At 67.2% G+C, this 6,917-nt stretch carries 4 protein-coding genes; all 4 read left to right on the forward strand.

The genetic code is table 11. The annotated features are described in order from the left end of the window. The first annotated feature begins 21 nt into the window (after positions 1–21). The 4 genes from ACTJKQ_RS23965 (at position 22) to ACTJKQ_RS23980 (ending at position 6,530) form a co-directional block, all read left to right on the forward strand. Entirely contained in the window at positions 22–642 is a 621-nt protein-coding gene (locus ACTJKQ_RS23965) for an ABC transporter ATP-binding protein (RefSeq protein ID WP_440598318.1), read from the forward strand. A gap of 143 nt (positions 643–785) precedes the next feature. After that, positions 786–1,427 (forward strand): LysE family translocator, encoded by a 642-nt coding sequence (locus tag ACTJKQ_RS23970; protein ID WP_440598319.1) that lies wholly within the window; start codon positions 786–788, stop codon positions 1,425–1,427. A gap of 150 nt (positions 1,428–1,577) precedes the next feature. Then, positions 1,578–3,362 (forward strand): efflux RND transporter periplasmic adaptor subunit, encoded by a 1,785-nt coding sequence (locus ACTJKQ_RS23975; protein WP_440598320.1) that lies wholly within the window; start codon positions 1,578–1,580, stop codon positions 3,360–3,362. Between the two features lie 54 nt (positions 3,363–3,416). After that, positions 3,417–6,530 carry an MdtB/MuxB family multidrug efflux RND transporter permease subunit gene (locus ACTJKQ_RS23980; protein WP_440598321.1) on the forward strand — a complete coding sequence of 1,038 codons (3,114 nt, stop codon included), beginning with the start codon at positions 3,417–3,419 and terminating at the stop codon, positions 6,528–6,530. Positions 6,531–6,917: the final 387 nt, after the last annotated feature.

Raw genomic sequence — 6,917 nt, forward strand, 5'->3', positions numbered from 1 at the left:
TTTCCGCATCGAGGAGACAGGGTGGCTGAGAGCGTGTTTTTGTGGGTGAAGGGGTTGCGGTTTGCGTACCCGGAGTGTGCTGTGCTGGACAACCTGTCGCTGGCCTGGCCCCCGGGCCTGGCTCTGGTGCGGGGTGATGAAAGCACCGGCAAGACCACGTTGCTGCGTCTGCTGGCTGGCGAGCTGACGGCGCAGGCTGGCAGCATCACGTTGCAAGGGGTGGACCTGAACCAGGCCGCCAAGGCCTCGGCACCACGGGTCTTCTGGGCGGACCCGCGATCCAGCGAGTGGGACCCGCTTACTGCCAGGGGTTGGCTCGACAGCCTGCCCGCACGCTACCCCCAATCGGATATGGCAGCCTTGGTGGAGCACATCGACGGGTTCAGCCTGCACGAGCATCTGGACAAGCCTTTCTACGCCCTGTCCACCGGCAGCAAGCGCAAGGTGCTCATGGCAGGGGCCTTGGCCTCGAATGCACCGCTGACCTTGATCGACGAGCCTGTGGGCGGGCTGGACAAGCCCTCCATCCGCTACCTGGCGCAGGCCCTGGCATCCCAAGCGGCCAGACCAGACCGCCTGACCGTGGTGGCGCATTACGAAGCCCTGCCCGATGTGCCCTGGGGCTCGGTGCTGGATCTGTAAGAACCTGTTCTAAGGCGTTGTGAGGTGGTAGAGGGCGCCTTGGGGGCATGTGCCCTGGGGTCGGCCGTGTAGGCAGGGTCTGCCGTAGACTGCGGTGCTGACCGTTTCCCCTCACACACGCCTCACCCTGCAAGGACTGTCCCATGGATGCGCTGCTATTTGTTCCGGTTGCCATCGCCATCTCGCTCACCCCGGGGCCCAACAACTTCTGTGGCCTCAACAACGGCATCCGCGCAGGCGTGGGCCCCGCGATGATCGCCACGGTGGGCCGGGCAGCGGCGTTCGCGATCTTTCTGACGGTGTCTGCGGTGGGGCTGGGGGCGATGCTGCTGGCGTCCGAAGCGGCGTTCACGGCGGTGAAGTGGGTGGGTGCTGCCTACCTGTTCTCGCTGGGCTGGAAAGCCTGGCACAGCCGCGAGTTCAGCGGCCTGGCGCTGGAGGATGCACCTGGCAGTGGCCAGGCATCGGGTCAACCGGCCCAGTTCCATCTGCGTGCTCTCATTGCGCAGGAGTTTTTGCTGGGCATCACTAACCCCAAGGCGATCATCCTGTTCGCGGCGATCTTTCCGCAGTTCATCGACCCCGCGCAGCCTGCAGCGCGCCAGTTTCTGGTGCTGGGCTCCATCTATCTGGGCAGCGAATTCGTCTCGACGGCCGTTTACGCCAGCTTCGGGCGCCAGATCCGCCGCTTCATCCGCACCTCGCGCGGTGTGGCCCGCCTGAACAAGGCCACCGGCGGTTTCTTCATGGGTGCTGGCGGCCTTCTGCTGGCCACCAACCGCTGATTGCTGCCCCCTGGCGGGGCTGAGCCGATACATCGGTAAACCCCGCCCAAAGCGCGCGTAAATCCCCGGTAAAGGGTACCCGCCGGGCGGCAGCCCCGGGGGGTGCGCTGGCTACCATACCCGTTCGCTCATTCCTCGTTGCGCCCCACCATGCCCCTGAACCGTTCGTTGACCCGTCCACAGAGGCCCGCAAGATTGCAGTCCGGCAAGCTGCGCTGGATCTCCGCGTTGTTACTGGCCTCCGTGGCGCTGGCTGCGGTGGGAGGTGGTGCCTGGTGGTGGAAACAGCGCCAGGATGCAGCGGCCGCTGCCAGCGCTGGCGGTGCCGCCACGGGGCCCAACGCGGCGCGCAAGCCGGGCAGTGGGCCCGGGCGCTTTGGCGGCGGCAACGTACAGCCCGTGTCGGTAGGTACCGTGCAGCGGGGAGATGTGCGGGTGGTGGTGAGCGCCATCGGCACCATGAGCGCCCGCGCCACCGCCGTGGTGCGCGCCAAGGTCGGCGGCGAGCTGACGTCGGTGCGCTTCAAGGAAGGTGACGAGGTGCGTGCAGGCCAGGTGCTGGCCGAGATCGATGCGCGCAGCTACCAGGCGGCGCTGTCGCAGGCACAGGGCACGCTGCAGCGTGACCAGGCGCTGCTCAAGAATGCGCAGCTCGACCTCAAGCGTTATCAGGACCTGCTGGCACGCGACTCCATCGCCAGCCAGCAGGTGGACACCCAGGCCGCACTGGTGCGGCAGCTGGAAGGCACCGTGGCCTCGGACCAGGCGCAGGTGGATGCCGCGCGCCTGCAACTGAGCTACACCCAGGTCACCGCACCATTTGCCGGCCGGCTGGGCTTGCGCCAGGCGGACCGGGGCAACGTGGTGGGGCCGAGCGACGCGAACGGCATCGTCACCATCAACCAGGTGCGGCCCATCGATGCAGCGTTCTCCGTGCCCGAGGCGCACCTGCCGCAGATGCGTCGCCGCATGGCCGCAGGCGAAGAGCTGAGCGTGGAGCTGTGGGACCGCGACAGCCGCCGCCAGCTGGCCAAGGGCCGTGTGGTGGCGCTGGACAACGCCATCGACAGCGCCACCGGCACCATCAAGGTGAAGGCCGCTTTTGCGAATGAAGACGGCGCCCTGTACCCCAACCAGTTCGTCAACGTGCGCCTGCAGGTCAACCTGCTCCAGGGCGTGCTGACCGTACCGGCCACGGCCGTGCAGAACAACTATGTCTACCTGGTGCAGGAAGACAGCACCGTGACCCAGCGCCGCATCCGCGTGGGCGTGACCGATGGCGACCGTGTGAGTGTCGAAGGCGAGCTGCGCGAGGGCGAGCAGGTGGTCACGGACGGCATCGACCGCCTGCGGGAAGGCGCCAAGGTCGCCGTCATCGATGCCGGTGCCGTCACCCGCGCCGACCAGGCAGCCCAGGACCAGGCCGCGCAGCGCCGCGCCTTCATGGCATCCCTGCCCCCCGATGTGCGTGAAAAGCTGCAGAAGATGAGCCCCGAAGAGCGTCGCGCCTTCTTGCGAGAGCGGCGAGCGCAGATGGGCGCGAGCGGCGCAGCGGCTCCAGCGTCGGCGGCGTCTGCTGCAGCCTCTTCGGCGTCGGGTGTGGGTGCTCCCGCCGCTGCCCCGGCGTCTGCCCCGCAGGCCTCTGCAGCGCCACAACAGCAGCGCAGCGAAGCACCACCCATAGCAGCTGCACCACAAGCATCCCCAGGCGCTGCACCGCCTGCACCGCATGCAGCCCCCGCAGCGCCTGCAGACCGTAGCTCTGAACCCCCGCGGGGCATCCCTCCGCAGGTGAAGGCACTGCTGGACCAGATGCCCGCCGACGAGCGCGCCCGCGTGATGGCAATGCCGCAGGAGGAGCGCCGTGCCTACATCCGCGAGCGGCTGCAACAGCAGCCGCCGTCCCAGGGTGGCGCAGCCAGCCCGGCGCGCTGAGCGCAGCGGCACCCCGGTTTCTCCCCTGCCTGTCTTGCCAGCGCACCCGCCGCCATGAACCTGTCGCGCCTTTTCATCCTGCGCCCCATCGCCACCGCGCTGCTGATGGTGGCGATCCTGATCGCGGGGCTGATGGCCTACCGGCTGCTGCCCACCTCGGCCCTGCCCGAGGTGGACTACCCCACCATCCAGGTCACCACGCTGTACCCGGGCGCGAGCCCCGATGTGATGACCTCCAACGTCACGGCCCCGCTGGAGCGGCAGTTCGGCCAGATGCCGGGGCTGTCGCAAATGTCGTCCACCAGCTCGGGCGGGGCTTCGGTGATCACGCTGCGTTTTGCGCTCGACATGGCGCTGGACGTGGCCGAGCAACAGGTGCAGGCAGCCATCAACGCGGGCAGCAACCTGCTGCCCAGCGACCTGCCCATGCCGCCGCTGTACAGCAAGGTCAACCCGGCCGATGCGCCCATCCTCACGCTGGCCATCACCTCGCCCTCGCTGCCTGTGATCCGCGTGAACGACCTGGTGGAAAACCGCCTGGCACCCAAGCTCTCGCAGGTGCAGGGCGTGGGCCTGGTGGCGATTGCGGGCGGTCGCCGCCCGGCTGTGCGCATCCAGGCCAACCCCACGGCATTGGCGCAGCTGGGCCTCACGCTGGAGGATGTGCGCACCTCCATCGCAGCCGCCAACGTCAAGCAGGCGAAGGGCGGCTTTGACGGCCCGGCCCGTGCCTCCACCATCGATGCCAACGACCAGCTGCAGTCGGCTGCCGAATACCGTGACCTCATCATTGCCTTCAAGAATGGCGCCCCCGTGCGCCTGAAGGACGTGGCCGAAACGGTGGACGATGCCGAGAACACCCGCCTCGCCGCCTGGGCGGGCACGGCAGACACCGGGGCCAAGCCCGGCGTGATCCTCAACATCCGCCGCCAGCCCGGCGCCAACGTGATCGACACGGTGGACCGCATCAAGGCCCTGCTGCCGCAGCTGCAAAGCACCTTGCCCGCGTCGCTGGATGTGCAGGTGCTGACGGACCGCACGGTGACGGTGCGCGCCTCGGTGCGCGACATGCAGGTGGAGCTGGGCCTGGCCGTGCTGCTGGTGGTGGCGGTGATCTTTGTCTTCCTGCGCAGCCCCTCGGCCACGCTGATCCCGAGCGTGGCCGTGCCGCTGTCGCTCATCGGCACCTGTGGGGTGATGTACCTCGCGGGGTTCTCCATCAACAACCTCACGCTGATGGCACTGACCATCTCCACCGGCTTTGTGGTGGACGATGCCATCGTGATGATCGAGAACATTGCCCGCTATGTGGAAGAGGGCGAGGCACCCCTCGCGGCTGCGCTCAAGGGCTCGCGGCAGATCGGCTTCACCATCATCTCGCTCACCATCTCGCTGATCGCCGTGCTGATCCCGCTGCTGTTCATGGGCGATGTGGTGGGCCGGCTGTTCCACGAGTTCGCGATCACGCTGGCCGTGTCCATCCTGATCTCGGCTGTGGTGTCGCTCACGCTCACGCCGATGCTGTGCGCGCGCCTGCTGCGCCACACGCCCGAGGAGAGTCACGGCCGCCTTTACCGCGCCACGGGACATTTTTTTGATCGCACCATCGCAGGCTATGGCCGCATGCTGGGCTGGGTGCTGAACCACCGGGGCACCACCTGGCTGGTGTTTGCGGCCACCTTGGCGCTCACCGTGGTGCTGTATCTGTTCATCCCCAAGGGCTTCTTTCCGGTGCAGGACACTGGCACGCTGCAGGCCACTACCGAGGCCGACCAGTCGATCTCGTTTGCCGGCATGGCCGAGCGCCAGCAGGCCGTGGCCGAACGGCTGCTGCAAGACCCCGCCGTGCGCAGCGTCTCGTCGTTCATCGGTGTCGATGGCGCCAACACCACGCTCAACACCGGCCGCCTGCTGATCGACCTGCAGCCGCATGCACAGCGCGACAAGGCCGGTGTGGTGCAGCAGCGCCTGGCCGAGCGCGTGCAGAACCTGCCGGGCATCCGCCTGTTCATTCAGCCCGTGCAGGACCTGACCATTGAAGACCGGGTGGCGCGCACGCAGTACCAGTGGCTGCTGTCATCGCCCGACATGCAGCAGCTGACCACCAGCACCACCGAGCTGCTGCGCCGCCTGCGCGCCTTGCCCGAGCTGACGGATGTGGCCAGCGACCTGCAGGACCAGGGCCGCCAGGCCTATGTGCAGATCGACCGCGCCCAGGCCAGCCGGCTGGGTGTGACGGTGGCGGGCATTGACGCGGCGCTGTACAACGCCTTTGGCCAGCGGCTGATCTCGACCATCTTCACGCAGTCCAACCAGTACCGCGTGGTGCTGGAGGTGGCGCCACAGTTCAAGGTGGGGCCCGAGGCGTTGCAGAGCATCTATGTGCCGTCGAGCGCTGGTGCGCCGGTGCCACTGTCATCGGTGGCGCGCATCGAGGAGCGCAACATGCCGCTGGTGGTCAACCACGTGGGCCAGTTGCCCGCCGCCACCATTTCGTTCAATACCGCGCCGGGGGTGTCGCTGGGCAACGCGGTGGCGGCCATCGAGCGCGAGAAGGCCGCCGTGCAGGCCGAGGGGCAGTTGCCGCTGTCGGTGGAGACGAGCTTTCAGGGGGCGGCGCTGGCGTTCCAGGCGTCGCTGTCGAACACGCTGCTGCTGATTCTGGCGGCGGTGGTCACCATGTACATTGTGCTGGGCGTGCTGTATGAGAGCACGGTGCACCCGGTCACGATTTTGTCCACGCTGCCCTCCGCTGGGGTAGGGGCGTTGCTGGCGTTGATGGCGGCGCGGCTGGACCTGGACATCATTGCCATCATCGGCATCGTGCTGCTGATCGGCATCGTGAAGAAGAACGCAATCATGATGATCGACTTTGCGCTGGAGGCGCAGCGGGACGAAGGCCTGAGTGCGCGCGATGCGATTTATCAGGCGTGTCTGCTGCGGTTCCGGCCCATCTTGATGACGACGTTGGCGGCCTTGCTGGGTGCGTTGCCGATGATGTTGGGGACTGGGGTGGGCAGCGAGTTGCGGCATCCGCTGGGGGTGACGATGGTGGGCGGGTTGATCCTGAGTCAGTTGCTCACGCTGTTTACGACCCCGGTGATTTACCTCACGTTTGAGGGGTGGGCGCAGCGGTGGCGTGGGCGTTCCGAGGTTGTGAATGCCTGAAGCGTTGCTGTTTATAAATGGCGTGCTTGGTTTGAGCCCGGGAGCCGGGTTGTCGCCCCGGCGGGCGAGGTACTTTTCTTTGCTTCGCCAAAGAAAAGTACCCAAAAGAAAGGCGACCCCCAGTCTGCGACCCCTGCGCTTCGCTACGGGGCAAACCTGCGGCATGTCGGTTGCGGGGTGCGCCGTGGAACTCACTGCGCTGCGATGCAGCTTCGTTCAGACATCCACGGCGAGTCAGTTCACGAAGCATGGGCGCTTCGACGCCGATGCTCACCCCGCAACCGCTCCGCCGCAGGCGCAGCCAGCAGGGGGTTGGACAGCCGAACATCCAAACAGTCGGACATCCACTCGGGCCATTGCTGCGCTCGGCGGCGCTTGGGCAGCGCG

This window comes from Acidovorax sp. 22279, assembly GCF_052045435.1.
In the GTDB taxonomy this organism is placed as follows: Bacteria; Pseudomonadota; Gammaproteobacteria; order Burkholderiales; family Burkholderiaceae_C; genus Acidovorax; species Acidovorax delafieldii.

Coding starts and splice junctions, on each gene's coding strand:
- ACTJKQ_RS23975 (WP_440598320.1), top strand. CDS start 1,578: ATGCCCCTGAACCGTTCGTTGACCCGTCCACAGAGGCCCGCAAGATTG.
- ACTJKQ_RS23980 (WP_440598321.1), top strand. CDS start 3,417: ATGAACCTGTCGCGCCTTTTCATCCTGCGCCCCATCGCCACCGCGCTG.
- ACTJKQ_RS23970 (WP_440598319.1), top strand. CDS start 786: ATGGATGCGCTGCTATTTGTTCCGGTTGCCATCGCCATCTCGCTCACC.